This is a genomic window from Marinobacter zhejiangensis (assembly GCF_900114775.1).
GTDB classification, from domain to species: domain Bacteria; phylum Pseudomonadota; class Gammaproteobacteria; order Pseudomonadales; family Oleiphilaceae; genus Marinobacter; species Marinobacter zhejiangensis.
Window position 1 is genome coordinate 733,918 of record NZ_FOUE01000002.1, and the last position, 26,797, is coordinate 760,714.

Here is a 26,797-nt window from a genome sequence, read left to right on the forward strand (position 1 = left end):
ACCCCGCACCAGGCAGGGTTGGCTGATGGGTTGCTGTGTACCGTTCGGGCTTAGATAAAGCTCAGGAACGTTTCCCTGTGTTCCTCTTCCAGTAACTCAACGGCAGCGCTGAGCTTGGCCGCGATCTTTTTCTCCCGCGCCGCGAACATGGCAGGGTCATCGGGGTCAACCTTGTCCTTGTCGCGATAGATGTTGAGCAGGGGTACGTACAAGCGTTTCAGGCCGTATTCGTCGCTGAACTCCACCAGCTCCTCACAGAAAGCCGCGATCAACGGCTTCAGTTCTTCATGGGCCAACGCATGCTGGAACACCAGCATGTGGGAGAAACGCAGGTAAACCGCATCCCCGCCCAACCTTTCCAGTTGCTCATCCGTCAGGGGGTCCACCGGATAGGACTCGAATTCGTGGTCAGGGTGCAGCAGGAAGATCGCCTTGAACTGGGCGGGGTCCAGCAGGTCGCCCGCCTGAAGAGCCGGGGAGGGGGTAACCAGGGGGCTTAAATCGGGGCGCAAGAAACAATCATTCCTTTAATTGAAAAGCGCACTTCTGATTGGAAAAACGGGCGCCCCGAGCGGGGGCGCAGACATAGTCAGCAGCTTACAGGGGCCGCCAACCGTTCTCAGTATCAACGAAGGTGATGGAGGTGGAGTCTTCCATCGTATCGCCTTCCTCAAAATTTCCCACAGCCATCTTAAGCATGCCAAGTGCCATCCGTTCCATGCCGGACGCTTCAGTGATCAGTTCGTCCAGATCCTGAGTGAAGGTGATCTCATAGTTCACTTCAACCACGTACCTATGCTCGCCTTCAGGGTAACCATTCACCTTTTCAAAGTCTGTTACCTCGGTAAAACTTTCCGAGTTGAGTGCGTTCAGGGCGTCTTCGATGTCGCTGTTGCTCGGCGCATCGGAACATCCCGCCAAAAGGACTGCTGCCAATAGCGCACCCGCCAGTTTTACTGCTCTGGCCATCATGATCGTGTACCTCTAAGTAGGTTATATAAGGTGAAAAATTACTGCGGGGCCATGATAGAGCATTGGGCTGTCATAATGGGTCAGGGGATCACTAAAAAATTGTAAAATAAGGATATTTCCATACTTTGAAAAGTGCTGAAGCGAACCTTTTTTAGACAATTCGCTCGTTTTTCCACCAGAACGAAGCTGGCTGAGAGATATTCACGAGAGAAATCGACATTAACCCGCTCGCTTTAACCCGCTCCCTTTAACCCCCCAGATGCTGCCAAGCCGAGCAAGCGACGAAATGTCGGGCACTCCATGTGGCTTGGGGCAGAGCAAGCAGCAGCATGCCGGAGCCCGTCCCGGGTTGCGGTGAGCTGCTGAATGGTCCTGTCCAGCTCATCGGCCTTGTTCAGCAGCAACGCTCTGTCGATATTCGGGCTGCCTTTAGGCCCTAGCATGCGACCAATGTCATCCAGCGAAAAGCCGGCGGTGCGGCCCAGTCCGATCAGCGCCAATCGCTCAAGCACATTGGCGTTGAATACCCGGCGCAACCCGTGCCGGCCAATAGAACGGATTAATCCTTTCTCTTCATAAAAGCGCAATGTCGATGCGGGTAAGCCAGAACGTTTGGCTACTTCAGCGATGTCCATAAACCCCTTGACCTCAAGTCGACTTTAAGTCGTACGCTAACACCGGTTCGGTATCCAGACAAACAAAGGGGGAAGGATGAACGACCTGTTAGCCGTAGTCGGTATCGGTGTTGGAGCAACCGCAGTGATGGACATCTGGGGGATCGTGCGTAAACCGCTGCTCGGGGTCCCACCGCCAAACTATGGGATGGTGGGGCGCTGGATCGCTTACATGCCCCGCGGCCAATTTCGCCATGACGCCATTGCTGCGTCTTCTCCGATGCGTGGAGAAAACGTCATAGGGTGGGGGGCTCATTACCTGATAGGCATCGCATTTGCAGCCATGTTAATCGGGATATCGGGGACGTCGTGGATTCACAACCCGACGCCTGGACCTGCGCTCGCGGTTGGTATCGGCACCGTGGCCGCACCGTTCCTGTTAATGCAGCCTGGTATGGGGGCGGGAATAGCAGCATCCAGAACACCCAACCCTGCTACGGCCCGCCTGCACAGTCTCCTAACCCATGCAGTGTTTGGACTGGGGCTGTATGCATCAGGCTGGGCACTGCGATTGTTGAACTAATCTGAAATCAGATCAGGAATTAGGGGGGGCGAGTTTGGATGCAAAGCGTTTTCGGTACTCTGCGGGTGTAACTCCAACGAGCCGAACAAAAGCGCGCCTGAACGTATCAGAATCAGCAAACCCGCAAAGCGCCGCTACCTGTTTAGGTGCAAGCTGTCCCTGCTCGAGCATGTGTCGTGCGGCATTAACTCGCGCCTCCTTGATCCATGTTGCCGGAGTGACACCAACTTCACTCCGAAACATTCGTGAAAAGTGGCGTGGGCTAAGATTCAGACGCTGGGCAAGGGTAGAAATACTATGGTCAAGATGTGGATTAGCCGCGATCCATCGTTGTAGCTCTTGGAGCGCCATATGGCCTGCCAGCGCGGCTTCACGATTGCGGCTAAATTGCATCTGGCCGCCCGGGCGTTTGAAGAACATCACTAGCTGGCTCGCGACCCGTTTCGCGATACTGCTCCCTAGATCCTCCTCCACAAGCGACAGTGCGAGATCCAGCCCGGCTGTTACGCCAGCCGCGGTGCGAAGAGGGCCATCGCTAATATGAATGGCATCTTTCTCAACGATTAATTCGGGGAACTTTTGTGCCAGCTGGTCAGCGACTGCCCAGTGAGTCGTGACTCGCCGCCCATGAAGCAACTCCGTCGCAGCAAGGAAAAATGCTCCGCTACAGACGGAACCATAACGCCTTACCTTGGGGATCACCTGTTTAAGCCAGTTGGTTGTTGCATCGCCAGCGCGATACTCGGCTGCGTTTGGGCAACCAGCAACCAACAGCGTATCAATGGACGGCTCAACGCCGTGGGAGATGATCAGGTCCGGCTCAAGACGTACCCCTGAGGAGCTGCATATTGGCCCTGGCTGTTCTGCCGCTACGACGAGTCGGTATGCTTGATATCCAGCCTGCACATTTGCCTCAGCGAAGACATCCAAAGGCCCGGATACGTCGAGGAGTTGTACGCCGGGCACGGTCACTACAACGATTGTTTTTGTCTCTATATCCATTTGCGGCTGTTTTAGTCTGAAAATGTCCTTAATTGAAGCACTAAGTTTGTTGAGGTCATGGTATCTCGTTTTTATCCTGTTTGTATATTAAAAAACTTATGGGAAATGCTGTATTTTCAGTGATACTTTTGGTGTATTTATTTGTTGTTATTAATATTTTTTTGATAGTAATCAGGGTTAATTTTTTATTTATTGATTATAGGTGGTGCGCATTATGATTACTGCTATAACAAAGTTTAGGCTTTCGAAACCGGTTTCTTTGGATGAGGCAAAGCGTATTTTTCAGACCACGATTCATAAATACAAGGGATTAGAAGGTCTGTTTATAAAATGCTATGTCATTTCTGATGATGGATATACGGTTGGTGGCATTTATCTCTGGAGATCTCGTAAGGATGCCGAGGCAGTTTACACCGAGCATTGGAAGAAGTTTGTTTTAGAAAAATATGGGTCGGAGCCGGAAATAACGTACCTTGAAACGCCTGTTGTGGTCGATAATTTTTCACCGGATTTTATGAGTGATTGAGTTCTTTATGAACTCTTTCGATTGGAGGGCCTCGCAAGCCCGGATCAAGCACAACCCTTGACGGCTTGCTCAGCCTGAATATGTCTGTTATAGACGTATCAAGTCAATTGAGGACATGGTGTCTCCCCCTCTATTCTATCTGTACACGCAAAATCGAAAGGAGATACACATGTCGTTAATCAGTAAAGGCGCTTACATTCCTGACTCCAGGCTGGCCAGGGCAGTAACTGAATATGTCCGGGATACTGAAACAGAGTTACTGTTCAACCATTCGAGCCGGGTGTACTGTTTTGGCGCGCTAGCCGGCTTACAGCGGGGGCTGCAGTTTGATCGCGAGTTGCTGTATGCCGGGGCCATGTTCCACGACATTGGCCTGATGCCGAGCCACAGTAGTAAACAGGAGCGGTTCGAGGTGGATGGAGCCAATGCTGCTCGCGATTTCCTCCGTAGCTATGGCATACCTGAAGAAGACGTCTACACCGTCTGGACGGCAATTGCGCTGCATACCACGCCAGGTATTCCGGTCCATATGCATCCTGTTGTCGCGCTTGTCACTGCAGGTGTTGAAATGGATGTTCTTGGGCTGACCTACCAGGACTACAGCGATGATGACAGAGAGGCCGTCGTCAACGCCTTTCCACGTAGCCCTGGCTTTAAAGAAGAAATTATTCAGTCGTTTTATGACGGCATCAAACATAAGCCGGACACCACGTTTGGTAACGTGAAGGCCGATGTGATCTCTGATAAGGAACCGCATTTTCACGGCGGAAATTTTTGCAGTGTGATCCGTTGCTCGGCCTGGCACGGTTGAGTGTATCTGTGAGGCAGGGCAGACTGCTGGTGTGCCCCCATAATGCCGTGTTTTGAAGGAGCGTTCATTGTGACCTTAACGACCATCCTACTGTTCATACCTGCGTGCTTTGCTTTGAACATGGCGCCGGGTCCAAACAACCTTCTTTCTATGGCAAACGCAAGACGTTACGGGGCAAGGGCGGCCTGCTGCGCAGGAGTAGGTCGTCTTTTAGCCTTCGTGGGTATGATTACATTGGCTGCGACGGGACTCGCAACCGTGTTATACACATCTGAAACGTTGTTTCTCACAATAAAGGTTGCTGGCGGGCTCTATCTACTTTGGTTGGCATACCAACTATGGACTGCCGACCCTTCCGACAGAGAACAGGACGCAGTGGGTGGAAAAAGCCTGTTTCAGCTAGCGAGACAGGAGTTCTTTCTGGCGGCTGGAAATCCCAAGGCTATCCTGATTTTTACCGCATTCCTGCCCCAATTCGTTGACCCGGCAGGTTCAATTGAAATGCAATTTTTGATTCTAGGTGGACTGTTTATAACCCTTGAATGGGTAGCCATTGCGGGGTATGCCTTTTTTGGAAAAGCAATGGGCCACTGGTTTTCCCGCCCCTCGTTACGGAAATTGTTCAACAGGCTTTGCGCGGGGTTGCTTGGCTGCGCCGGGGTTGGGCTTCTACTCGCCCACCGTGAATGAACGGGCAAGCTTGCGGGTAGACTAATCGCTGCGCTCCAATGATGGCGGTGTTGCGGGTGTTAATTTAAGGAAGAAATAATTTCATGAGTGATCTATTTGAGTTTGGTAAATCTATTTTAGAGTCGCAACCTTTTAGCAAGTTAATTGGAGCAGAGCTAACTCTTTTTGAAGAAGGTAGCGCAGAAATCAGTTTGGTGGTCAAAGACGACTTAAAACAGCAGCATGGCTTTGTTCATGGCGGTATAGTGAGCTATTTGGCCGATAACTGCCTGACTTATGCCGGAGGTTCTGTACTCGGTGATAGCGTAACGTCGGAGTACAAAATTAACTATGTTCGACCAGCAATTGGTCAGAAGTTAATTGCAAAATCCAGTGTGATATCGCACGGTAAAACGCAAGCTGTATGTGACTGTAAAGTCTATGCACTCAACAATGATACTGAGGTTTTGGTCGCGGTAGCACAGGGGACAATCAATAAAGCAAATAAGCCCAAAAATTGATTGGATATTTTAACTTCTCTACAAACTACGTCTATGCAGAAGTTTAATGGTCCTCGGGGGGCATTTCATGAGCGACTAGCAATGCCGCAGCGTTTCCGGATTCGCGTATATAGACCGGATCGTGATGAACCAGCATCGTGGATAATGCCCCCTCTAGCAAGAGAAAAACGTACCGGGCCGTAACTTCTGCATTTTTAAGACTGCCGTGACAGAATTCCTCGGATAACCAACTTTCAACATTTTTCTTGTGTAGCGACGCTGCTTTGATAGCCGGGTGACCTGGTTTATTGGCAAGTTCGCCCGCAGTACGCTGAAACCCGCACCCCCGCCATTTGGGGTGGCTTGTGATTTCGGCAATGCCATTAAACACCGCTCGAATTTTATCTGTGATATCACCTTCCTGCTCATCAAACCATTTCTTATATACGTGAAGGTTTAATTGATCTCTGGAGCTTAGGTACTCAGTAATCAGTTCATCCTTGCTTTGAAAATGATAGTACAGAGTTCGCTTGGTGATACCGGCTTTTTCTGCAATTGCGTCAACGCTAGTTGCCCTGATTCCTGTCATATAAAACAGAGAGTTAGCAGCTTCTATGATGCGCCTTTTGGTGTTGTTTTTTGTATCAGTCATTTGTGTATACCGTATAGTGAGTGTACAAAATCCTAGTCCACGAATATCCTTTTTTCAACAGCCAATAACCTGTGAGGATTACGTGATGAAGCGGATTATTTTTTACGAAAGAATAGGTGAAATAGCGCTGCTGATATTAAATCGTCCAGAGAAACTAAACGCATTAAATTACGCGATTAACGATCGGCTGATGGAACTGCTTGATGACATTGAAAGTGACCCTTCCATTCGCGCCATAATTTTAACGGGAGCGGGAGATAAGGCCTTTTCAGCAGGCGGGGATATTCACGAATTCACTGAAAGCATCAAGCAAGGAGGCGATGTTGCGGTTAGAGAGTTCGTGCGTCGAGGGCAATGCATGACATCAAGGATCGAGTCCTTCCCAAAACCAATTATTGTTGCGGTGAATGGCATTGCATTTGGTGGCGGGTGTGAGATTACCGAAGCAGCACATTTGGCTGTTGCCAGTGAAAATGCTGTGTTCGCAAAGCCTGAAATTAACATAGGGATTCCCCCTACGTTTGGCGGAACCCAGCGCTTGCCCCGGCTGGCCGGACGAAAGCGTGCTTTAGAACTGTTGCTAACCGGCGACAGTTTTTCGCCTGAGCGCGCGTATGAAATGGGCCTGGTCAACCAGGTTGTTCCCCATGACGAGCTGATACCAACAGCTATTCAACTGGCTAATCGTATCTTGCAGCATTCCCCTTTAGCTGCCGCCCGCATTATTTCCGCAGTAACTCGGGGCCTAAATACGACTATTGGGGAGGGGCTTGAAATAGAGAAAGAGCAGTTCGCACGTATGGTCCAGACTGAGGATGTTATTGCAGGCCTGGAGGCCTGGATTGAGCGCCGAAAGCCCGTTTATACGGGGCAATAAGGGTCGCGCTGAACCTTGGGGGCAGGTGCTGTCTTTTGCTTTTTTCTCTTCTGTCCGTGAAGCCGGGGAGGGCTTGACGTGCAAGGCAGTGCCTACCCCGGGTCTGTTTGTGCATCCTCTCCGCCCTAAGAGCCTTGTGCTCCATTCCTTATGAAGGCTTCAGGACTAGTACTCCCTGATTTCAAGGCACTCTATTACCTTATTGCCGTGCTCCGGCCCGACCTGACGGACAATGGTACTTTTCATGGCCTGCACGTACTCAGGCTGAATAGTAAAGTCGTCGTCGTAAAGCTGGTCGCCGGCATCAGCGACTATGTCGGACAGTTCGCCAAAACACCGGAGCATGTCACCCAGGCTGGCAAACAATAAAACGGGGTTCCAGCCACCCGCGCCATGGCGGTCAAACAGTACCTGGTGGTTCTCAGCGCTATAAATCAATGGGTCCGCATTTGAGGCGCCAAACACGATCCAGTGTTCCTTCCAGTTCTCTGAACGCTCTCCCGTTAACCCGTGCCATCGATAACCTTCCTGGAAGCGGGTCAGCTGTTCAGCATCAGGAAATTCGAATAGCTCGAAGCCTATGTCGATCTGTCGTGATGGGGGGATGTTTTGGCTCAAAAATGCCTGAAGTTCTCTTGGTATATCCATAGCGTTACGCTCGATCGTTGTTGGTCAGGGGCAGGGGTGCGTAGCGGGTTTGTTAGCGGCGGCTCTACAGATTTGGTCTGCACGCTTGAGCAGAACCGGAATGCGGTGCTTCCCAAACATACCTGAAACATGGCGCTTGGCCGCGTCCAGATCTCCCGTTGTCGTGACATACAGCGGGTTCTTGCTCTCGCCTCTGTGTATCTCATAATTTGGCTCTATACCCGAAAACGCTTTCTTGGCGACCCCAATAACTTCAATGTCGTTCGAAAGAGCATCGAAGAGCCGTTTTCCCAGGCCGGGTTTCTGGTTGCCATCAAGGTAGACATAGCCGTCTATGACGATACACGCAGGCGTTAGCTTGTGCTCATCGATCAGCCTCAGGATGCAGGGCAGTTCTCGCTTGTAAAAGTTGCCAGGTACGTATTCTTCGACATCGTGCAATGTTGATACGTATTCCGCGATTGGTGTTTGTGCCTCCCAATCGCTGAACAAAACGCCACCAATAAAGGCGGATTGTTCACTATATTGGACATCAATCGCCAGTATCATGCACACAGCCCTTTATAAAACCCGTTATAAAACCCATCGTCATCTTCTCGCCCTGTGCGATAGGCTCGCTAGTTTCGGGAGCAGGCAAAAGCAGGGCTTGCCCCCGAGACTGTGACCTCAACGTTTGTTCCTTCCTGTAAACTGGATGATATTACTAGGAAATTTCATCGACTCCACCTCTTCAGAAAAACCCGTTGCAACATTCAAAACGGTCTTGCTGACCCAAGCATACTGCTTTGAAAACGGAGGCCAGTAGTCACCGAGCCCCAGTGCGTCATTAATCACCAGAACCTGTCCATCACAGTCTGGACCAGCACCGATCCCAATCGTTGGAATCGACAAAGCCCTGGTAATGTCACCGGCCAGTGCATAAGGAATGTGTTCAAGCACCACCATGAATACGCCAGCCTCTTGTATCGTTTGGGCATCCGTCCCGTAGGGCAGCAAACCCAAAGCAATAAGGACTCGGTCACGCTGTCATCAGCTCCATTTAAACCACCTCTAACCCCAGCATCCAGAATTGGCTTAATTGCTCGGGCGAGATACCTGTAGCTGGGGGCTGAGGTTCAGGGTGGTGTCCAAAAATCCTTTGTGCAACCTGCCTGCCAACCGCTTGAGCCGCAGAAGTCTTGTCAATGCGCTGCTGATAGAACTCCGTCAGGGCATCCTCGATGGTTCCCTGTTCACCCAACAGCCGGTCAAGGTGCCAGGCATCTTCCAGCGCCTGACATGCACCCTGGCCTGAGGTTGGCAAGGGGGCATGGGCTGCATCCCCAATAATAAGAACATTGTCCCGATGCCAATAGGGCAGGGCATCAAGGTCGTGAACGAAAATGCGGTTGAGAGAGGCGGTATCGTAGGTTTTCAGCACTTTCTTTACCGGGTCTGGCCAGCCCTGAAAGCGCTGATGCATTTCATCATACCAGGTGGATAGGGGGCGTTCTCTATCGATAGGCGCGTTCCATGCTCCGGCCCAAAAACACACGCCGGCTTTGGCCGGGACAATCCCAAAGCGCTCGCCGGGGCCTCGAAAATCATGAATGGCGTGATCCAAAGTGTCATCCACCCGTTCACTGATACCAATAATATTAATAAACCCCTGGTAGCGGGGGCGTACCCCGCTTGGAAACAACGTCTGACGTACCACCGAGTTCATTCGACCATCTGCGCCGACCACCAACTCGAAGTCCTGTTTCAATTCGCTGATGTCCTGCGCCGTCATTGGGCAACCAAAGTGTATTTTGACGCCCAGATCATCTAACGCGCTGGCCAGTAGGTTCATCAGGTCACGGCGCAATACGGTCACGCTGGGGAAACCGCTCAGGGCATTCACCTTACTGATATCAAACTCACCCTGCAGGGTGCCAAAGTGATCGAACTGGCGCATAGCTTGGGGCGTGCCCCCAATGCGCTCTACCTCTGTCTGTAACTCCATCTGTCGCAACACAAAAAGGGCGTTTGGCCATAAGGTCACCCCGGCGCCAATGGACGAGATCCGGTTGCCACGTTCGTACAGACTCACCTGATAGCCTCGTTTGGTGGCGAGTATCGCCAATGCTATCCCTGCAACGCCTGCACCGACGATGGCTATTCGATGGGGGTTATTCATCTGCTCTACCTCTTTCGCTGGCTTTGGTAGAGATTGTTTCAAGGCCATTATCTGGGATAAACAGGGTAGTATTGTATTGTTAATCCCATTCAGTGAGAGAAATCGTGATTGAAAACATCGAGCTTCAGTGGTTACGCAGCTTCCAGGCTGTGTATGAACAACTAAGCTTTAAGCGGGCAGCCGAGCAACTCCAGTTGCCAACATCCAATGTCAGTCGTCATGTGGCGCTACTGGAGCAGCAACTCAATTTGCGGCTATTGGAACGCACCACCCGCAAGATGATCCCAACCGCGGCAGGCAAGCAGCTATTCCAGTCCATCACGCCACTCACGCGAGCCATGGACGACACGCTGGAAGACGTGGCGCGGCACGGTGATTCGCTGTCTGGTCACCTTAAGATTGTCATGCCGGATCTGCCGTTCCTGGCGGAACTCGTCGCAGACTTTTGCTCCCAGAATCCACAGATACAACTGAGCTGTGATACCCAATTGAATCCAACGGAAGGTTTGTTAGACGGGTTCGACGTGGTGTTGCAGTTTGGCCGGGGGCCTTTGGAGGATTCTGGTTGGGTCGCCAGGGAAATCCTGCGCTGGCCAAGTTGTGTGGTTGGCGCACCACACCTCCTTGAGCATCAGCCAATGCCCCGCACTCTGGAGGAACTGAGCAACGCTCCCTGCATAACGAGCTTATCGGTACTGCAAGGCATGCCTTGGCGATTTAAACAGCATCAAACCATCCAGGTACAATCGAGCTACAAGGTCAACAGCGGCAATCTGGCGAAGGCCGCCGCGTTGAAAGGGCTTGGTTTTGCCGTCTTGCCCATTCATGCCTGCCAGGCCGAGATCGACAACGGAACACTCGTCAAGATTGACGTTAACTGCGAGCCAGAAGACCTGGTCCTATATGCGCTTTACTCGGGCAGAAGATACCCCCTGGAGAAAGTGAAAGCGTTTTTGGAGCATCTGATGGCGGGGCTGGTTGCCTAAATCCAGCCCGGTTCTTGTCATTAGCCAGGGTAAAATGCAGTGTCGGCTCAGAGTGCTTTCTAGGCAACGATGCCCGAGTGCGCCGCGATTACCTGCCATTGGCCTGAATCTTTTGACCAAACACGTGTAAACGCAAAGCGCCCACCTGCAGGGTGCCCCGAATACGTGCCCTCAATGTCAGCTTTCACGGACACAACCGCGGTGTTCTGGCCACTGACCAGGATTCTTTGGCCAGACAACTCGATTGAAGTAAGGCGGAGCAAACCCGCTTTATGGGCTTCCAGATCCATACACTTATCAACCCGCTGCCCGAGGTGGTTTGTGAAGATCAGGTTCTCGGCTAAAGCTTGATCCAGACGGGCTATGTCCGATGAAAGCATTGCCCTTCGGAGGTTGTCCTCTTGTTCCCTTATCTCAGATTCGAGAATCTCGCTCATAAAATCGTCCCTCAGTTAAATGCCAAGTGAAAAGTAATGGCCGGACGTGGGCTCGATTTCAATAACCGTTCTGATAATGCCACCGCCTTGTCAACCCTTTGCAGAAAAGGCTGCATGGTAAGTGACCGTTCCTTGAGGCGAACGTCCCTGTAATAACAAGGCTTGAAAATACTCCGGTGGGACACCTGGAAGCACCAAGCCCTCTGCAGGCTTGAAGCCAAAACGATGATAGTAGTCAGGGGCCCCAAGCAATACACAACCGTTGGCGTTTACGTTCTTTAGCTCTTGAATGGCAGCGATCATAAGCTTCGAGCCAATCCCTTGTCCCTGATGCGTGGGCAGGACCGAGATGGGGCCGAGGCCATACCAACGATCGGCATCGTCTGAAATGGCAACCGGAGAAAGCGCCACATGACCAACAATCTGGCCTTCCTCTTCAGCGACAAGGGAAACCGATAATGCCCTCGATTCACGAAGCGCCTTAACAATAAACTGCTCCGTATGGTCGGTGTGCGGTGCTTCAAGAAATGCAGCAACCGTCACCTCATGGATGCTTTGAACGTCGCCTGGTTGTTCCTTGCGGATATTAATACTCAACCGGATATCTCCCTGAGGGTTAATGCGTGCGGCATGCCAGCCTCCGTGTGGGGCCAAAGGCGCTGGGTGGCTTTGCTAGTTTACTTGAACACTCTGCTTACTTCTGAACGCAACGCGTCTTTAGCCCCTGATGTTAATGGACGGCCGTGGGCAGCGACGAGCTTGTTAAAATCCAGGGAGAGTAGTTTGAGGAAATCAGACTTCATCGAACCCCCTCTCGGCGTTACCCGCTTCAGCCATGGCGGCCCGATGTTAATGCCAATTTTGAAGCCAAGAAGTTTGAACGCAAATTTTGTGATCCTGGTGAAATAGCTCCAATCACCGTGATATTGCACGCTGTCAGTGGTAATCAGCAGTTTCTGACCTTTCAGCAGCAAAGCGGCTTCAGGGAACCTGGCCGACTCGAAGATGAAAAACTCGGAGTTCGGCACAGGGCTTTCGGTGGCGGAGGAAATTATCACGGTGGGCGTCGGCTCTTTATAGGTGCCTTGGCCCTCCTGTGCCCAGAACTCACACTTATACCGGTCGAGGTAAAAGGCATCGTCCAGCCCATGAAAATCGCCCAGCCTGAGTAGGTATTTAACGTTACCCAGTCTATCAAGATTAGAAAGGCTACCCTCGTCCAGGCGAACAGGGTTGACCAAGGTCAGCTCATTTCCATTCTGGAGAATGATCATGTTCCGATTCATTCGCATCCCAGGCCCCATCTTGATACTTCCATGTGCCAGATAAACACCAGGGTAGAGCATCTCAATCGGGTCATGGGGATAAGCTGGTGGGTACATTACTCCTCCTTGAGTAAGCTAACGTTCGCAACGACCGCTCGCAATTTATTGCGAGTTGTTTTGCTTGCGCTTGCTAGATTTAAATAGATTGACTACGAGAATAACGACTACACCATAAGTGAATATGGCCCAGCCAAATAAGTTTATCCGATTATCTGTTTCGTTAACTCGGTAATATAACGCCGAAAATAGGGGAAATTGAAGCGCACCGTAAATCTCCCGCTGCCTGCTTTAATTTCTTAGGCGATGTTTGGGTATGGGTTGTTTTCATTAGAGTTATGCCATATGGAATTCTCGGCTCTTAATAGCTCGCCCGAGTACTTGATTTTGAGTTGATTTACTGCATCAACGCCTAAATCGATACCACCTTTGCTTATAGAGTCGCCACAAAAGAGAAAGAGATACAAGGCAGATAGCTCTTCCAGTCGTACCGACTTCGACTCCACCTCAAACTCAAGAGGATTGCCAATTTCTGCGTATATCTCAACCTTTGGCTCATCGCCTTCTCTGTCTTTAAAGTACAAATCTCTCCATTCCCGACTAAAAACAGGATACGCATCTCCTTCTGAGTCTACGTTTCTTCCTTGACCAAAAAGTAAATCGAAAAATACTCGAAAGTCTGGCCTAGGTTTATCTACTATTACTTTCATCATGCTTTACACCTAATGCCTCACTATGCGTGGATTCCATCTCAATTAAGGCTTCTTTAGCTCGGAAAACCACGGTTTTATATTTTGATCTCTGTAAATTTTCGATAAGAAGCTTTTCTACCTCGGATCTTCCTTCACCCAAGAGGTATGTCAGATGCTCAAGTCGATTTTCTGGCCAGTCTTCCCATTGCTGTAATACATTGCTCATTATCAGCTCTGGGTCGCGGTCGATGATAGTCCGAGCATCACCGCAAAGTACATCGCTCCAGTAGTCATCATCTAGGTAATCTAAGAGCCGGATTAGTTCTTCGATGGTATTCATGGTTTAAACGCATCGCGCCCGCATTTGCGGCTGGTTTGGAGGGCAGCGGAAGTCCAAAGTCCGACAACAGCGCTTGTTATGAATTTTTTCTAGCGCCACCATTGCCAGCTACCTCAACCATTTTTTGATAAATATCTTCTCTCTCCAGATTGGCTTTTGCCACCAAAGGTTTGAGCTTACTGAGAACTTTGCACGCATAAGACCACGAAACATCTCTTTTGCTCTCAGATGTCTTTGGGCTTTCTATGCCGGTAACCGGGCTTTTATAGAAGTCAGGCTTGTAAGTAGTGAGAACTGGACTCTTATAGCCTACGAACTCAAGATCAATGAATTTCCCATCTTCTACTATGGCTTTATGGTCGACGGGAAAGTCTAGGCAATATTTTCGACCTCTATACCCCTCGTACTGAGCGACTAATGTGCCGCCATCTCGGCAAACATCAAACCCTATAACGTTCTTGATGAGTATGATCATGTGCTATTCATAGCGCCAAGGTAAGCCGCCGGTGCGAAGCGCAGCGGAGTACCGGTCGACTTCACCTACTGGTTAACATTGGATTTCTCTGTACGGGTATCAAGCTTTGCCTTTTCCCCGTACACCGATTGATACTCCACTATCAGATCAAAGCGATCCAGCTCTTCCTCAATCCCTGACAAATCCTCCCCATCAGACAGACCAAGAGCTAGAATAAGAATCTCTCTTCTTTCTCCTGCCGGCATGGCATAGTCGTCACCCAGCGTTGCAACCGTGCTGTTGAACTGTCTTTGGCCGAGAACTTCTTTTAAGGCTCCATCTAAATCTTGAACTCGTTTGCCATCGAGTAGGATCTCGAACGAATTGATAAAGGCCGGGCCAACGCCGTTATTCATGATTTCGAAGACAAGAACTCCATGACCAGGCTGACGGGAGCGATGAGTAAAACGCGTAAGATGGGGCTTTAGAGAAAGCCTGTTATGTGCTCTTGATAGGTATGCTTGATAAGAGGTTAGACCGAGAGCGCATAATGCGATGATTTCCGATGCGTTTTCTCCCAACAATTGCCACACGGCGGGGAATCTCCTATTTCTTCACGGATGTTAACGAGGCTGTAGAAAAACCCTCGCCCCTTTTTGCGATGGCGCTCCTACGCAAAATCTGGATGTATTTCCGATGTTGAGTACTCCAGATTTTAAGAATCGGCGCTATTTATAGCTTGTTTTTTGATCAGCTTCGGATCGGGAAAATCTCCTGACCTTTTTCTACAGCCTCAACGCCTCAATAATGGGCCGACTGAAAGGAGGTCCAGCCGTGAGGCGACATTGATTGATTTGTTAGGTGCTCTCACTCAGATTCTCGGCAAACAGGTATATTATTTCTGCCGATTTTTCTTTTGCAAACTCCAACTCCCATAATTCTCCTATGGTTTTTACCATATGAGCCACAAAAGAGGCCACATATGAGAGAACTAGACATGCAAAAGCGTGTTGCAAGCCACTGCCTTTAATTCGAGTATGAACAATGGTGCTAACGGCAGAAGGAGTCGAATGCGTATTGGTAGATAGTAATTTATAAACGCCATTAAATGTATTTATATCAATACCTCTATGCTCACATATTTCTGTTTGATTTAGATCTGAGCATTTTCTACCCTTTAAGATCTGTCGCTGAACTTCAGGCAAGAGAGCACTAAATTTTGGATGCTCCTTAATTCGGACCCTCAGATCTTCACAGCTCTTTTTAAGAATCCCCAAATCATTTTCATCAGCGCCAATGAAATTACCTATTTGTATAGTAGATTTATAATCGTGGTAGTCATAAAGAGAAAAACGAAAATCTGTTGATTCGCTATCTATAGACTCTACGCAATAATACCAGTGTAAATTTGATGCTTCTATTAAGCTTCTAGAAATTGAGCAGAATGACGGAAAATCAAAGATATCTTCAACTTTGGTAAATCTAGAGCCTGGAAGAACTTTCAAAAGAGAAATGCACTCAGGTACCACTTTAGCTAAATAGTATGTCGATACCTTTCTTTTCCTATCCTCAGTTTGAACGCCATCAAACTGCTGAGACAAGTCATAAGCGATTTCTGTTATGAAATCAAAATCATCTATAAGATCTTGAAGATCACTCATACTCTAAGTGCACCTAACGCCCTAATAACGGGCCGCAACGCAGGCGCGAAGCGCCGGAGTGGAGGTCCGAGCCAGCTTGCTGGCTGGACTTCCCCCACTTGTTACGCATTATTCCAGCAGTCTGCGCTCGCACTGTCGTAGAAGAAAACTCTACAGTCTTCGCCACAGACCTGTTTGACCAATTCATTAACCCAGTTGCAGTATCCTTGATCGTTATCGCGAACTGAAAAGGCCACTTTTCGAGGTTTTGACCGAGCAATCTGTTCTAGGATGTGCTGATCTTGCTCGCCGGCTCCCCAACCATAAAAAACAACAGAATTTGAAAAAGATGTAAGAACTTCTCTGTAAACGGTATTTAGGTAGAAGCTAGTTTTAATGGATTTCTTTTTTTGGTCCATTGTGCCTTCACTTACGAAGAGTGGCACGTAGCTACCAGCAGCCCATTTGTCCAGTATGCTCTCCAGCAAGCCGCTCCCAGAAGATGCGATTTTCCTCTCATTCTCTAGCTTATCCCTAGCGAGAATTAGGTTTCCATGGGGATAAAAAACCAATGAGCTATCTCTGTCATCCCCATATGGCTCTCTAAACCTACTCCAGTCATCATCAAAGCTCCTGCCATGGAAACAGTCTTTAAATCGGTGTCCATTTCTTAGTTTATTGCCGTGCATCATCGCCCAATAAACAATGAGGTCATAATTCAGCGAAACTATGGTTTTGAAACACTTCATAAAACTGGCAATAGCTGGAAGATGATCTTCAACTTCTCCGTACTCAGGATGAATATCCCTCACTGCATCAATCAAACAATCTCGAACGTGACGGTAGGCTTGTTCCGTTTTGTCATCCTCTATACCAAGTGCTGCGTTGACGTTGGTCGATTGCCAAACGATTCTCAGAACCAACTCAAAATCGCTGGTGCGGAAAAATTCAAAGAGGCTTTCCACATCCTCGCTGAAAAGACCATTTTCGATTGCATGCTCTTTCAAAGACCGATATCTGAATCGCTCATCGACCGCAATGCTTGCACCATTCCCCAGCAAAAGGTTATCGCCGAATTGATCAGAGATTTCTGACCAAGGGAGTATCTCAAACGACAAACCATGATCTCCTTGTATTTATGCGTAACGCCTCAAACAGCGGCGGCGTTAGCCGTCCGACTGATTTGACTTGTTACATGCTGAACCCACTCAAGTTGTTTCGCATAGACTCTCGGTAATGGGTGATAGTAAGAATATTTAGTGTTTGGTTTCAAAATTCCGAGAGGGCTGCTAATACGCAAGGTGTCTATAGCTTGTTTGGCCAAAGGAATCAAAGATTGGTTTACACCCCAGCCAAAAATAACCGGAACGCCATTAACGAATAGTTGTGCTAAATCAGATTTACGATTGGGCGAAAAGATAGAATGCTCTACTGTACTGCTTTCTTCGGACTTCAAGAAACGATACAACTCATTTGAATCCGGCGTACGGAGGTCTGACAAATTTAGAATTCTGGCGTAGTTAAATGCTGACGCATCCATGACTTTCATAATTTGTTGTTGTGTAGTGTCTGGCTCCGCCTCTGATGCTACTGAGTTATTATCGATTCCGTCCAATGGGTAAGAAGAACCAGGATTCATCATTACAACCATGAGATCAGGCTCATTGAGTTCTACGCCAACTCGCGCGATGTCTAGATACTTACGTAACTTATATCCATTGGACTCGTAAAAGAGGCCTTTAACTTCGAATTTAGTGCTCAACTTGATTCCTTTGAGGCATGTAACAGCGTATTAGATAGAACGCTTCATTATTCCAAAATGCGACGTCTCTATTATTACGCGTCGTTATTACGAAAAAATAGAATCCATGCCCAAAACCAGCCAAACTTTCAATAAGTTGCGATCTCGGTTCGCCGATTTTTGTAATATCACCGCGTATTAACGGCGCGGTCAAGCGATTACGTCTCAACCAACATAAAAGGCCCGGGTAGGCGAGGTCTCGCGCTCTTCGTATGACTTGCTGCATCCGCTGGCTTTCAAAGGGCCAGGTAGGACACGTGACCCTTCATGAAGGCTGTCTAACTGCCGTTGGTGGCGTTTCACTACTCATACCCGCCTGCAATCGTCTGGAAGCATGGAATTACACACCAGCATCTGATGGAAAAGTTGCCCGATTGGTTTCTACAAGCAATTGAACGTTCGGGAATTTACAGGGAAGATAACGCAGAACTGAGTCGAAAATAGCCCCGGGAAGTCGGCTCATGGAGTGAGGGGAAAGGGATTCCACTGTTGAGATTGAAATCGGCTAAAGAGTTCAACACGCGATGAGTAACATGAAGTTAGATAAAAACGTTAGGCTCGCGACACTTTCTGAAGACTTTTCGTCGTCTGATGCCATGTTTACTGACGTTGACGAGCGAGAGTATTTGTACTCAACAAACGAATACACACCGTGCTCGTCGTTAAACCCCTTGCTCTGGGAAGACCTGGATATTGATGTTGAAGATATACCCGACATGGTGGACAAGGGTGACAGGGTTGTTAACCGAGAGATCGCCGAACTGATCATGTCCTTCGACCCTTACGGTGTGGAGTTTTACCCTGTCGAGCTGAAAGGGGAAAACGGGGTTCTGAAGAATCGTTATCTCTTATCCGTAAAGAACATCATTGATGCTGTAGATTATTCGCGCAGCAGGATCATAGAGAATCCAAAGCCGCACCGGCCGCCTATCGTTTCACGCCTGGCAATATGCCCCGAGAAGCTTGAGCGAATTCCATTGAACAAACGATTGGTTTTCAGGGTTAGAGAATCAAACACCATTTTCTTCGATGGTCGTATCGCGGAAAAGTTTTTGGAAGGCCTGCTCGATGGGCGTCACTTCTTATGTGAAGCAACGCCGTTTGATACCTCTGAATTAGCACCTGTCAGGTAAGCGGAAAATATGGAATACCATATCTTGTCGAAAGGCCATTTAAGCGCCTTTGAATTGAAACCAACACCTGAGCCAACTGTATCAGCAGAACCTGACTTGCTGCTTGAGATGACGTTTTCTCCAAAACTGTTCATTGCTCCCGGCATCGCGGAAGAAATGGAGCAACTGGTTACATTTGGGGTCGAGTGGCTGGATGCCCGGGTTGACTGTTCTCCCAGTCAGCCCCCTGATGAACAACTTAAGGTATACGAAAACTATCGTATGCCCTATATCCATCAGGCTTACCGGCTCACCGATCAGGAAAAGCAGCACGGAAGACTTAACTGGATGGATGCAGAAAATACGGAGTTTGATTTCTCCAGGTTAGACTCCATCCCGCTGGAAGAAAGGCTGATATTCAAGCTGGAAGAAGACTACGGGCTGGTGTTTATTCACCAAAGTGTCATAGACCTGCTCAAAAAACACGTGAACGACGTTTGGGTTCGAGACGTTTAAGTAACGCTCTGAGAAGGGGCTAAGAATGGGGCAGGGCAAATTAACCCCGGCCCCTTAAATGTCTAGCCTTCAACGGCCTGCCTCTAATCGATGGTTTGACGCACAAAGTTATCCAGTTCAGAAACTGAACTAACGATGTACACCGACTTCTCGGCCGATAGCCTGTCCAGGCGGTCAATAATGCGCCCGTTCCAGAATTTCGGGCATTGCCGTAGCACCTTATAGCTTTCCAAAGTGCCTTTCAGAACAGAGCTCCCATCCGGCCATCCCTCAGGTTTGACGAAAAGCCCTTTTAACAGGCGCTTGGTCACGAACCAATAGCTCGTCCAATAGGGGAGGTCGATGTAGACCAGCGTGTCGGCGGCTTGCAGGCGTTGGTTGAATGAATCGATGGGGCCAAACCCATCAATGATCCAGCTATCCGACGACAGGATGTCCCCATGAGCCTCGTCATAAGACTGACGATCCACCAGCTCGCCATTCTTTTTATAGACGATCGAATCCAGCTGGTGCAGCGGGATGCCTGTTGCTGATGCCAGCGCTTTACTCAACGTGGATTTCCCGCTTCCTGGTTTACCAAAAACGGCGATCTTCCTCATGCTGTCTCCTTACTGTGGATTATTCCCATGAGGCAGAAACAGAAAACCCACCTCAAGGGTGGGTTTGGCAACTCAAAAGCACATCACATAGCCCACCATTCCTAAGGAATGATGGTAATTCGTGCTGTCTGCTGTTGAGTGTTCATTTTCATCTCACGATCGTTGACGATTGGGGAGTGGTTGTCAATCGGTAAGGCTATGCTCAAGCTAGTAGGTCGTCATATCGACGTCGCTGCCAAACGCCTCTTCAGCCTGCTGTTGCTGTTGCACCAGCCACTCTTTGTGTTGCTGTTCGTCTTCAATTCTGAATTGCCGTTTCTGCACAGATTTACCAAATTTGAGCCAATGGGCGGCATTGGCTCCTGTGATGGAATTGTGCAAACGGTGGAGAACCAATCATGCTGTACAAAGCCCTGTCCCTGATCCTGCTGATTATCGTGAGCCCCCAGCTTTTCGCTGGACAAAACTGGCAACCCTACCCGGAAGACCTTCAGTCCTTCCGCTACTCAGAACAGAACCTTGCTGAGCACTGGCCGGACCTGACCGACGGATTTCGTGGCCCACTGCCCACGGCTGAGAGTGTACGGGCAGATGCTGAACGTTGGCCTGAGCTATACGACTTCACCCAGAATCATCTCAGAACAACAGCCCGCTCCCACCCGGTACTGGCGCCCCTGTCAGAAGGTGAGTTGAGCCATTCCTTTGATGCCTACGCCAGAGAACTGCGCCGGGCCTGGGCGCTTCTGTTTAACGGTCAGTTCCAGGAGGCACGGGACCTGGGGCTGGCTCTGGGGCCGGCTGGCTACTTCCCGGGGCTCTATGCCCAGGCGCTTTACGCAACGCTGGTCGAAAGCGATGAGCATGTGCGAACACAGCTGCTCAACGAAGTCGTCACCCTGACGGAGGACATCATGCCCATGGCGCCTGACCATCCGATGATCCGGTTTGGTAACGCCTACGGTAAGGCACGAATACTGGAGAACCTGTCTGCCACTGAGGCCATGGGAACCGGTTATACCTCGGAAGTCATCGACACCCTGGAAGCACTGCTGGCAGACGATCCCGACAACATCTATGCCGTCACCCTGTTTGGTGGTGTTCAGTCCGGCATTATCGAAAAAGCCGGAAGCCTGGTTGCCCGAATGACCTACGGCGCAAAAGAATCTTCGATGGACGAGCTGTTTAACCGGGCGATGCGGTTATCGCCGGATTATCCGGGCGTGTACTACGAGTACGCCCGGGCAAAGCTGAAAACCGACGAGGAGCAAGAGGCACTGGACTTGTTGAACAAGACCCGGGGCATGACGCCCATCAGCGCCGAAGAGGTCCTCTTGCTGCGGGCTTCCAATCGCCTCCGGGAATCGCTGGAGTAAGAGGGTGTCGGGGGTTGCCTGGTTTTCCTCCTAGCAAGGGAGGAAGAAATACACCAACGCCAGGGACAGGCCGGCGACCCACACGAGCATCATACCGACAAACCCAAGAGCGATTACAGACGCGCGGGATAACCCGCGCATGCTGCGGGTGCGGCGGACGACGTATGAGAAAAGCAGCCCACCGACGATAATGCCCAATGCAACAAGCTGCCAGCCGAGCCCGTTGACCAGAGGGTCTTTCTGGCCGAACTCCACAGGGCATTGGGTGGTCGCGTAGGCGGGTGTGGATAATGCCAACAGCACGGCAAGAAGCGCACCGCCTCTTGCACGACCCTTTAGAATGACCATGTCTAAACCCCGGCCCCGGGTTTTTTCAGGCTCCACTCAATCAGCTTGGCCCTGACCAGCCGTTGCGAAAACTGCTGGGGATCAAGGACCCAGCTCGTGGCGATTTCCCGGACGTTTGCTTCATCCGGATACCATCCCTGTGTAGACAAACCATGGATAAGGCAGCGGTTGGCAGCTTGTACCTCCGCCTCGGTTGGTTCACCTGCCGAGATGTGGCATTGTTCATATTCTCGAATGTCGTCATGGTACACCGCGTATTTGCGGGTTATCTGGCCGTCTTCCGTAATGAACCAAAAATTGTAGATGCCTCCTTGATGGTCGCCAAAGCCATACGTTTTCCCGAACTTCTGGCTTAAGCGAGCGGCGAATCCTGCAAGGTTGCTTAGGCATTCTTCCAGCATTTCCATCGTATCCCTGAGACCATACTGCCGGAATGGCAAGCCCCAACCACCAACGTAGGTAAGCCCACCAAGATCCGCGACAACCAGGTGTGACGTTTTCCAGATAAGCCTCAGATCGTCCTCAGACTCCATGTCGGAGATGGACGTGATATCCGCTTCTTCTTTCAGGTGGTCAACGATTCCATCCAGATCGGTGCTTTCTACGACCAACCAAATCATATTGCGATACATCGAAACGTTCATTTCTATTCCCTTAAACACCTGACAAGTAAAATTCCATTAGCTAGATGGGGGTGAGACATCTGAGGCCCGTTCTCGAATGCGCACTTTATCTTTTCGAGTGGGATAGGGCAAAACGGGCTGGGATATAAAAAGGCCCGGGCGCTTTCGCATCCGGGCTTTCTATTCAGTGCAGCAGTTTGATCGGTTCGGTACCTGGGGGGCAGGCTCTCAACTTGCCACTCCCTCTCAAAGGGCCAGGCAGGATACATGCACCTTCATGTATGAGTTCTGATTGCCCTGATGTTCGTTCTTCAACATGAACTGCCACCCGTTGGGAACGGGATAGGAGCTGAACACTTTTACGGTTTGCCTGCCATTGGTGGCGTTCCACCACTGATAGCCGCCTGCGATCGCCTTGAAGCCGACAGGGCATGTCAACGATGGTGAGGCGTAGTCGTAGTGGTAGATGGTGAACGTTTCATAGTCGATACAGATACCCAGGAATTCCTCAACGCATTGAGTGTAGCTGTCCGTTGTGTTCCTCAATGAGATCACATCACTGATCACCATAATTATCTGGTTTCCGGCTCCATCGGTGGTTCCGCAGACCAGGCTGCCGTCGTTATTGACGCTCTGGACGCTGGTGCCCTCAGGGCATTGCCCGGTGATGTCGTTCTGCTTGGTCGCATCGAGCTCATCAATCTCATTTTCAATCATCGTGATCAGGGATTTGTTATCCGAAATCTCAGAAATCGCGGACACCAGCCCCGCGTCAAGGGCCGCTATGTCACCCAGAATCTGGGTCTTCTCGGACTCCAGAGTGGCAATGTCCTGGGCGTTGTCGCCCGTGGCGTTCATCAGGTAAACAATGTCCTGGTTAACCTGGGAAAGCTGCGCAAGTAGAGTGCCGATGGCGGTGCCTTGAGCCTCCAGTTCGAGAACCATTCGTTCAAGGTTTGATTGAAGTTCCAGGTCCTTTTGTTGCAGCTGGCCAATTTCTGCGTTCAGCGCATCAATCTGGCCTTGCAGGTCCAGGTTAAGCCCCGTCACATCGTCCCGCAGTGTTTCGAACTGGCGTTCCAGGCTTGCGATATCTGATTGAACTTCAATGATCTGCCCCTGCAGCTCAATGAACGGTTTTCCCATAGGGGAAGGGTTATTACCCGCCAGGGCGTTAGCACTACAAAGGCCAAAACCAACCACCAGACCGGCGGCGAAGCGTATGTGGTTATTCACGATAATCTCTCCAGTTATTATTTTTGAGATTTGTAGGGATGTCAGCGTCGCTGAAACTTAACCCTAGCAGCCGATCAAAAAACTCGCGAATGGTCGGTTTATTTATCCGTGTCGAGCCCTTTCTGGTTTCTCTGTAATGGTATTCCGATAATGAGAAAAGAATTCCGGGGAAGGCAGGTTAAGCCGTTTACTTCTGCACGAGGAAGTAAAAACGGGTTAGAGTATTCCTTAATGCCGCCTACGCATTTTTAGGCATCTCTTTTGGCTGTGAGTTAAAAATGGATGATATAAGCGTTTTTTTTGAGTCTTTGTTTGAGAGTATCCGTAATGATGGCACTTTGGCTGGCTCTGTAATTGCTGGTTTGGGCGTGCTCTTGTTGGTGGCTGTTATTGTTGATTCGGACTGGGTGCTTGAGGGCGGTAACGGATTTTTTAACATAGCGACCATCAGCCGTATGTTTGGAAGGACCGTCGCCAGGGTACTGATGGGGCTGTTGGCGATGGCTATTATTTTTGCTGGCTGCTTGATTGCGGTTGCATACTAAGCCTGGGCAGAGTGGGGGATGGTCCGGGTTTTAGTGATTGGTGACGCCGTCGTTCGATTTTAAGTTTCTGCTAGTCACTCGCCCTCAGAAAGGGAAGCGGGAACGGTAAAGGCTACTCCCATGCTTTCAGCGGCTACTTGCAAAATGGGCAAAACAGGTCCGGCATGAAGTCTAATGGGTCGATGTCAGGGCTTGGTAAAACCACCGTAAAATCGCCATGAACGTCACAGTTCATTTCCTGGAAGCCTCCTTGCGCAGATACCTTACTGATCTCCAAATCTTCCCACCCACACCAGGAACAGCACTTAATCTCTGAATCTGCCTGCGAAGCGATCAACAGTTCCCAGTTACATTCACCGCAGTGAATGCGATGGACTGGGCGAGCTTCCTTCTTCATCGTAACCTTGGGACGAACGATCATCTTAAGTCCTTAGCGTTTAAAATCGGCTATGCATCTGAATCATAAAACAACTCTTTAAACGAGCCGTATAAAGGCTTGGCGAGTCTTTCAGCCTTCTCCCGTCAGTTTGTTAACCCTGTTGCCCTTGCAGCCTTAAGCCGTCGGCTTCTGACACGTAAACGATACTCCCCACCGGTATTTGTGCTTTGTCGGCTTCAGGGAAACTAATGACGATCCGCCACCTGCAGTCAATACCCGCCTTTACGTCACGAATATTGAAATGCCAGGTGCCGACGTGAGCCTGATGAACAGACTCAGTGCCGTCAGGAGCTATTACCTTCATGGTGGTGTGAAAATCATTCCACCTCCCGGTTCCGGCAACAGATAAACTGGGAACAACGGTAAGCCCAATGTTCCCTAACTGGAAATGATCCTCAACGTTCAGTAATTCAAAGCTGTACATGCTCAGGAGTGCTTGGTGCATTATCAGGCTGCTTGTGCTGTTCTCGGCCTTGACGGGTTAGAGCGCGGGCTCTTTTCATGCCGGCAATGACCAAAGGCAGCACCCCAACAAAAATCAATGTTGAAACAGTGGTTGTTAGGGTGACGCTTAATAAATTATCGCCAGACAACTGGTTTGTGACGGCGAAATCAATATAAAGATAATAGATTGTCAGAGGTATGATCACTGCCGCGCCGGCTGTTGCCAAGGCCATACCATTTTTATGGTTTAGCCTGACAATGATCAATGCAGGAACGATCGCCGTGAGAATTTCGACGATGATGGAGTAAAACAGGTGAAATAACCAAGGGTAGTCGCTGAACACTCCTTCACTCGGTATTGAAACCTCATTTCCAACGTAACCGGTCAATCCCAGGCCAATAAAGCAATAGGCTAATCCAAGTATAAACGTTATCGACGCTACCATCTTTCAACATTCCTTTAATGATTTTAGTCCGTGTATTTCGAGGTCAGGTCTTGTTGTCAGGCCGGGGAGGGCAACAGTCAGGGTCTGCGCCTGATATGAGCCTAAAATTCGTGGGTCCTTAACGACGTGTTAGTCATGTGACGGCATAGAAACAAGCATGTCCAGCACAGATTCCGCATAGTTAACACCACCATCCTGGGCCGGCTGGTTTTTCAACTCATCCAAGACATAGGCAATGACTACGGTTGCACCTGGCCGAAATAGCTTTCGGTCGGCTTTCTCGTGGGCGTACATCGATTCAAGCAAAACGGAACCATCTTCAAGCTTTAGCTTGAAGCTGTTGGATTGGTTTCCCCATCTTGCATCTTGTCCCGCAAATGCCATCTCCTGAATAACGCCAGAAACCGTTTTTACCGCGAGGTGCCCGGAACGTATGCTTTCCCACCACTGGTCTGAACCAAAAAGCCCATGCCTTCCTTTGAGGCCAAGAAGCGGCTTATTGACGTTCAGCGTCATTTCTTGCGCAGCCTTTATGTGCTCAGGGTTCCTCCTAAGCGCTTCGGCCAAATCATAGACACGCTTCATTGGGTGCGGAAAGGATGTGAGATCAAAGTACATAAACATTCACTTTTTGATGGCTGACGCTCGGCTCTGCGGCTGGCCTGATTGGCGTGCCAGGTGGTTATCCTGCATCTGCCTTTAAATGACCAAAGTCTTGCTTTGCCAATCTTTCCTTCTCTATAAAAACCATTAGCTTATCACCGTCATGCCAACACCACTCAAGCTCATCATACGAAGTGAGGGTAATCAGGGAAATCCAACCTTCTCCCGGCGTTGGGTCGTAGGCCAGTGTGAAATAGGAGGGATAGCCGAGAAGATAATCTTCACTAAACGAACCGAGATCCTTTAAGTCATACAGTGCCTCAGTGTCAAAAGGCCAGTCATTTCTTAGGTCAGAATGCCTTGGGATTTCAACGCCGACCTCGAAACCTATCTTTTTTGCCTGAATATGATTGGCTGAATCCGGGTACATATGCAGTTGCTCAATATCTGGCCAATAAAACCCCAAAACGTAGCCGTCATCTCCCCAGAATATCTCCCCGTCCTCGTCATAGGCGTAGAACATGGAGAGCACGCCTTTCTTGGGAAGCTCATCGGGGCCGTTCTTGATATCCGCGAAGTTGATCTGACCGAGAAACCTATACTCACCGATATCATGAGAGGGCCACACAAAATCGTCTGAAACTAAAGGGGAGCCAGCGAATCGGCTATCGTGATCCTTCGGTATGTCGCTTGAAATAGTGATATCAACATTAGGGATTGTCAGTTTTTTTAGATAGTCTCTATGAACTGAAAGTTCATCATCACCATCAATAAATTCTTGAAGGATATCCTGGTTCATTCTGTAGTCCTTTACACATCGAGTCTTAAT

38 protein-coding genes are annotated in these 26,797 nt (G+C 49.6%); 11 read left to right on the forward strand and 27 right to left on the reverse strand.

The genetic code is table 11. The annotated features are described in order from the left end of the window. Positions 1-50 precede the first annotated feature (50 nt). From BMZ67_RS08690 to BMZ67_RS08700, 3 genes are all read right to left on the reverse strand, one after another. Positions 51-512, reverse strand: coding sequence for a hypothetical protein (locus BMZ67_RS08690; protein ID WP_092021670.1), 462 nt, complete (start codon positions 510-512; stop codon positions 51-53). Positions 513-597: 85 nt separating this feature from the next. After that, the gene (locus BMZ67_RS08695; RefSeq protein ID WP_092021672.1) at positions 598-972 is read right to left on the reverse strand and encodes a hypothetical protein; all 375 of its coding nucleotides are present in this window, start codon (positions 970-972) and stop codon (positions 598-600) included. 233 nt (positions 973-1,205) lie between these two features. Beyond that, positions 1,206-1,607: a helix-turn-helix domain-containing protein gene (locus BMZ67_RS08700; RefSeq protein WP_092021674.1), complete on the reverse strand. Its 402-nt coding sequence runs from the start codon at positions 1,605-1,607 to the stop codon at positions 1,206-1,208. A gap of 76 nt (positions 1,608-1,683) precedes the next feature. Between BMZ67_RS08700 and BMZ67_RS08705 the strand changes: the two genes are divergently transcribed. Next, positions 1,684-2,169: a DUF2938 domain-containing protein gene (locus BMZ67_RS08705; RefSeq protein ID WP_092021676.1), complete on the forward strand. Its 486-nt coding sequence runs from the start codon at positions 1,684-1,686 to the stop codon at positions 2,167-2,169. A 12-nt stretch (positions 2,170-2,181) separates the two neighbouring features. Here the strand turns inward: BMZ67_RS08705 and BMZ67_RS08710 are convergent, their stop codons facing one another. Further along, on the reverse strand, positions 2,182-3,171 hold the full coding sequence (locus BMZ67_RS08710) for a GlxA family transcriptional regulator (RefSeq protein WP_092021678.1): 990 nt from the start codon (positions 3,169-3,171) through the stop codon (positions 2,182-2,184). A gap of 214 nt (positions 3,172-3,385) precedes the next feature. On the opposite strand from BMZ67_RS08710, the gene BMZ67_RS08715 reads away from it, so the two are divergent. The 4 genes from BMZ67_RS08715 (at position 3,386) to BMZ67_RS08730 (ending at position 5,698) form a co-directional block, all read left to right on the forward strand. Further along, positions 3,386-3,697 carry a monooxygenase gene (locus BMZ67_RS08715; RefSeq protein WP_092021679.1) on the forward strand — a complete coding sequence of 104 codons (312 nt, stop codon included), beginning with the start codon at positions 3,386-3,388 and terminating at the stop codon, positions 3,695-3,697. Positions 3,698-3,866: 169 nt separating this feature from the next. Further along, positions 3,867-4,508 (forward strand): HD domain-containing protein, encoded by a 642-nt coding sequence (locus tag BMZ67_RS08720; RefSeq protein WP_092021680.1) that lies wholly within the window; start codon positions 3,867-3,869, stop codon positions 4,506-4,508. Between the two features lie 69 nt (positions 4,509-4,577). Beyond that, the gene (locus BMZ67_RS08725; protein ID WP_092021682.1) at positions 4,578-5,198 is read left to right on the forward strand and encodes a LysE family translocator; all 621 of its coding nucleotides are present in this window, start codon (positions 4,578-4,580) and stop codon (positions 5,196-5,198) included. 83 nt (positions 5,199-5,281) lie between these two features. After that, on the forward strand, positions 5,282-5,698 hold the full coding sequence (locus BMZ67_RS08730) for a PaaI family thioesterase (protein ID WP_092021684.1): 417 nt from the start codon (positions 5,282-5,284) through the stop codon (positions 5,696-5,698). A 43-nt stretch (positions 5,699-5,741) separates the two neighbouring features. Here BMZ67_RS08730 and BMZ67_RS08735 read toward each other — a convergent pair whose 3' ends face one another. Continuing rightward, entirely contained in the window at positions 5,742-6,329 is a 588-nt protein-coding gene (locus tag BMZ67_RS08735; RefSeq protein WP_092021686.1) for a TetR/AcrR family transcriptional regulator, read from the reverse strand. Between the two features lie 85 nt (positions 6,330-6,414). Here BMZ67_RS08735 and BMZ67_RS08740 point away from each other — a divergent pair, with 85 nt between their 5' ends. Next, the gene (locus BMZ67_RS08740) at positions 6,415-7,206 is read left to right on the forward strand and encodes a crotonase/enoyl-CoA hydratase family protein (protein WP_092021688.1); all 792 of its coding nucleotides are present in this window, start codon (positions 6,415-6,417) and stop codon (positions 7,204-7,206) included. A 165-nt stretch (positions 7,207-7,371) separates the two neighbouring features. On the opposite strand, the gene BMZ67_RS08745 is transcribed toward BMZ67_RS08740, so the two are convergent. From BMZ67_RS08745 to BMZ67_RS08760, 4 genes are all read right to left on the reverse strand, one after another. Then, positions 7,372-7,854: a hypothetical protein gene (locus BMZ67_RS08745; RefSeq protein ID WP_092021694.1), complete on the reverse strand. Its 483-nt coding sequence runs from the start codon at positions 7,852-7,854 to the stop codon at positions 7,372-7,374. A 24-nt stretch (positions 7,855-7,878) separates the two neighbouring features. After that, positions 7,879-8,403 carry an endonuclease V gene (locus BMZ67_RS08750; RefSeq protein ID WP_092021695.1) on the reverse strand — a complete coding sequence of 175 codons (525 nt, stop codon included), beginning with the start codon at positions 8,401-8,403 and terminating at the stop codon, positions 7,879-7,881. Positions 8,404-8,520: 117 nt separating this feature from the next. After that, positions 8,521-8,856 (reverse strand): 3-methyl-2-oxobutanoate hydroxymethyltransferase, encoded by a 336-nt coding sequence (locus BMZ67_RS08755; RefSeq protein WP_342713250.1) that lies wholly within the window; start codon positions 8,854-8,856, stop codon positions 8,521-8,523. 37 nt (positions 8,857-8,893) lie between these two features. Beyond that, the gene (locus BMZ67_RS08760; RefSeq protein ID WP_092021697.1) at positions 8,894-10,012 is read right to left on the reverse strand and encodes an FAD-dependent monooxygenase; all 1,119 of its coding nucleotides are present in this window, start codon (positions 10,010-10,012) and stop codon (positions 8,894-8,896) included. A gap of 104 nt (positions 10,013-10,116) precedes the next feature. On the opposite strand from BMZ67_RS08760, the gene BMZ67_RS08765 reads away from it, so the two are divergent. Further along, positions 10,117-10,998: a LysR family transcriptional regulator gene (locus BMZ67_RS08765; protein WP_092021698.1), complete on the forward strand. Its 882-nt coding sequence runs from the start codon at positions 10,117-10,119 to the stop codon at positions 10,996-10,998. Positions 10,999-11,057: 59 nt separating this feature from the next. Here BMZ67_RS08765 and BMZ67_RS08770 read toward each other — a convergent pair whose 3' ends face one another. From BMZ67_RS08770 to BMZ67_RS08810, 10 genes are all read right to left on the reverse strand, one after another. Next, positions 11,058-11,435, reverse strand: coding sequence for a nuclear transport factor 2 family protein (locus tag BMZ67_RS08770; protein ID WP_092021699.1), 378 nt, complete (start codon positions 11,433-11,435; stop codon positions 11,058-11,060). Between the two features lie 90 nt (positions 11,436-11,525). Next, positions 11,526-12,032, reverse strand: a complete 507-nt coding sequence (locus tag BMZ67_RS08775; RefSeq protein WP_092021700.1) for a GNAT family N-acetyltransferase — start codon at positions 12,030-12,032, stop codon at positions 11,526-11,528. An 80-nt stretch (positions 12,033-12,112) separates the two neighbouring features. Further along, on the reverse strand, positions 12,113-12,817 hold the full coding sequence (locus BMZ67_RS08780) for a hypothetical protein (protein WP_217642473.1): 705 nt from the start codon (positions 12,815-12,817) through the stop codon (positions 12,113-12,115). Positions 12,818-13,056: 239 nt separating this feature from the next. Beyond that, positions 13,057-13,470, reverse strand: coding sequence for a hypothetical protein (locus tag BMZ67_RS08785; RefSeq protein WP_139214345.1), 414 nt, complete (start codon positions 13,468-13,470; stop codon positions 13,057-13,059). Continuing rightward, positions 13,448-13,789, reverse strand: coding sequence for a hypothetical protein (locus BMZ67_RS08790; RefSeq protein ID WP_092021702.1), 342 nt, complete (start codon positions 13,787-13,789; stop codon positions 13,448-13,450). Before BMZ67_RS08790 ends, BMZ67_RS08785 begins: the two co-directional genes overlap by 23 nt. A gap of 76 nt (positions 13,790-13,865) precedes the next feature. Then, the gene (locus BMZ67_RS08795; protein WP_092021703.1) at positions 13,866-14,264 is read right to left on the reverse strand and encodes a hypothetical protein; all 399 of its coding nucleotides are present in this window, start codon (positions 14,262-14,264) and stop codon (positions 13,866-13,868) included. 65 nt (positions 14,265-14,329) lie between these two features. Then, positions 14,330-14,836, reverse strand: coding sequence for a hypothetical protein (locus BMZ67_RS08800; RefSeq protein WP_139214346.1), 507 nt, complete (start codon positions 14,834-14,836; stop codon positions 14,330-14,332). 264 nt (positions 14,837-15,100) lie between these two features. After that, positions 15,101-15,904: a hypothetical protein gene (locus BMZ67_RS18495; protein ID WP_139214347.1), complete on the reverse strand. Its 804-nt coding sequence runs from the start codon at positions 15,902-15,904 to the stop codon at positions 15,101-15,103. Positions 15,905-16,005: 101 nt separating this feature from the next. Continuing rightward, positions 16,006-17,001, reverse strand: coding sequence for a DUF4917 family protein (locus BMZ67_RS08805; protein ID WP_092021705.1), 996 nt, complete (start codon positions 16,999-17,001; stop codon positions 16,006-16,008). A 32-nt stretch (positions 17,002-17,033) separates the two neighbouring features. Further along, on the reverse strand, positions 17,034-17,645 hold the full coding sequence (locus tag BMZ67_RS08810; RefSeq protein WP_092021707.1) for a DUF1643 domain-containing protein: 612 nt from the start codon (positions 17,643-17,645) through the stop codon (positions 17,034-17,036). A gap of 572 nt (positions 17,646-18,217) precedes the next feature. Between BMZ67_RS08810 and BMZ67_RS08815 the strand changes: the two genes are divergently transcribed. Then, complete coding sequence (locus BMZ67_RS08815) at positions 18,218-18,817, forward strand: imm11 family protein (RefSeq protein WP_139214348.1); 600 nt, start codon at positions 18,218-18,220, stop codon at positions 18,815-18,817. A 9-nt stretch (positions 18,818-18,826) separates the two neighbouring features. Continuing rightward, positions 18,827-19,312 carry a hypothetical protein gene (locus tag BMZ67_RS08820; RefSeq protein WP_092021711.1) on the forward strand — a complete coding sequence of 162 codons (486 nt, stop codon included), beginning with the start codon at positions 18,827-18,829 and terminating at the stop codon, positions 19,310-19,312. Between the two features lie 83 nt (positions 19,313-19,395). Here BMZ67_RS08820 and BMZ67_RS08825 read toward each other — a convergent pair whose 3' ends face one another. Next, the gene (locus tag BMZ67_RS08825; RefSeq protein ID WP_092021713.1) at positions 19,396-19,911 is read right to left on the reverse strand and encodes a P-loop NTPase family protein; all 516 of its coding nucleotides are present in this window, start codon (positions 19,909-19,911) and stop codon (positions 19,396-19,398) included. 398 nt (positions 19,912-20,309) lie between these two features. Here BMZ67_RS08825 and BMZ67_RS08835 point away from each other — a divergent pair, with 398 nt between their 5' ends. Beyond that, entirely contained in the window at positions 20,310-21,284 is a 975-nt protein-coding gene (locus BMZ67_RS08835; protein ID WP_092021717.1) for a tetratricopeptide repeat protein, read from the forward strand. 30 nt (positions 21,285-21,314) lie between these two features. Here the strand turns inward: BMZ67_RS08835 and BMZ67_RS08840 are convergent, their stop codons facing one another. The 3 genes from BMZ67_RS08840 to BMZ67_RS08850 form a co-directional block, all read right to left on the reverse strand. Then, positions 21,315-21,632: a hypothetical protein gene (locus BMZ67_RS08840; protein ID WP_092021719.1), complete on the reverse strand. Its 318-nt coding sequence runs from the start codon at positions 21,630-21,632 to the stop codon at positions 21,315-21,317. A gap of 2 nt (positions 21,633-21,634) precedes the next feature. Further along, a complete protein-coding gene (locus BMZ67_RS08845; RefSeq protein ID WP_139214349.1) occupies positions 21,635-22,276 on the reverse strand; it encodes a hypothetical protein in 642 nt (213 codons plus the stop codon). Between the two features lie 225 nt (positions 22,277-22,501). Further along, positions 22,502-23,491: a hypothetical protein gene (locus BMZ67_RS08850; protein WP_092021723.1), complete on the reverse strand. Its 990-nt coding sequence runs from the start codon at positions 23,489-23,491 to the stop codon at positions 22,502-22,504. A 278-nt stretch (positions 23,492-23,769) separates the two neighbouring features. Between BMZ67_RS08850 and BMZ67_RS08855 the strand changes: the two genes are divergently transcribed. Next, a complete protein-coding gene (locus tag BMZ67_RS08855; protein WP_092021725.1) occupies positions 23,770-24,036 on the forward strand; it encodes an Imm17 family immunity protein in 267 nt (88 codons plus the stop codon). Between the two features lie 530 nt (positions 24,037-24,566). On the opposite strand, the gene BMZ67_RS08865 is transcribed toward BMZ67_RS08855, so the two are convergent. The 4 genes from BMZ67_RS08865 to BMZ67_RS08880 form a co-directional block, all read right to left on the reverse strand. Next, a complete protein-coding gene (locus BMZ67_RS08865; protein WP_092021729.1) occupies positions 24,567-24,899 on the reverse strand; it encodes a hypothetical protein in 333 nt (110 codons plus the stop codon). Next, positions 24,886-25,365: a hypothetical protein gene (locus tag BMZ67_RS08870; protein WP_092021731.1), complete on the reverse strand. Its 480-nt coding sequence runs from the start codon at positions 25,363-25,365 to the stop codon at positions 24,886-24,888. Before BMZ67_RS08870 ends, BMZ67_RS08865 begins: the two co-directional genes overlap by 14 nt. A gap of 129 nt (positions 25,366-25,494) precedes the next feature. Further along, entirely contained in the window at positions 25,495-25,983 is a 489-nt protein-coding gene (locus BMZ67_RS08875; RefSeq protein WP_092021733.1) for a hypothetical protein, read from the reverse strand. 64 nt (positions 25,984-26,047) lie between these two features. Continuing rightward, positions 26,048-26,767, reverse strand: a complete 720-nt coding sequence (locus tag BMZ67_RS08880; protein WP_092021735.1) for a YwqG family protein — start codon at positions 26,765-26,767, stop codon at positions 26,048-26,050. Positions 26,768-26,797: the final 30 nt, after the last annotated feature.